Here is a 380-nt window from a genome sequence, read left to right as displayed (position 1 = left end):
GCTCGACCTCGGTCGTCAGTCTCAGACGGGTCTAAATTAGTCATATCAGCAGGCGTATAGCGAGAGTAAAAAAACGATTCGTAATCCTTGGGAAGTTTTGGCAAGAATTCAGACAAAGGACGATAAAATACTTTATCCATCCTAAATCCAATATTTTTAGAGAAAATGTCCTGACACTCATCAATAACAATCAGCGCCCCAAGCGGACACCAGCAGAAAAAGTGTTGCCAGAGTTCAATCCCTTCCGCATCCCTTGAGAAGATACGAATAAGGCGAGTAGTAGACGGAAACTCTATATCAAGACGCTTCTGAATAGCATCAAGTGGTTGCATCCCTTCAATGTTTGTGACAACAACGCGCCCCGCCTTTAGTGCCTCAAA

The 380-nt window shown here is 43.9% G+C and carries 1 protein-coding gene; it reads right to left on the bottom strand.

All coding sequences use genetic code 11. From position 1 onward, the window contains the following. Positions 1-380 (bottom strand): zonular occludens toxin domain-containing protein (locus PL85_RS18335; protein ID WP_327795945.1); only part of this gene is annotated, 380 nt, incomplete at both ends.

This window comes from Vibrio anguillarum (assembly GCF_001989995.2).
In the GTDB taxonomy this organism is placed as follows: domain Bacteria; phylum Pseudomonadota; class Gammaproteobacteria; order Enterobacterales; family Vibrionaceae; genus Vibrio; species Vibrio anguillarum.
This window is presented reverse-complemented; position numbering and strand designations above follow the sequence as displayed.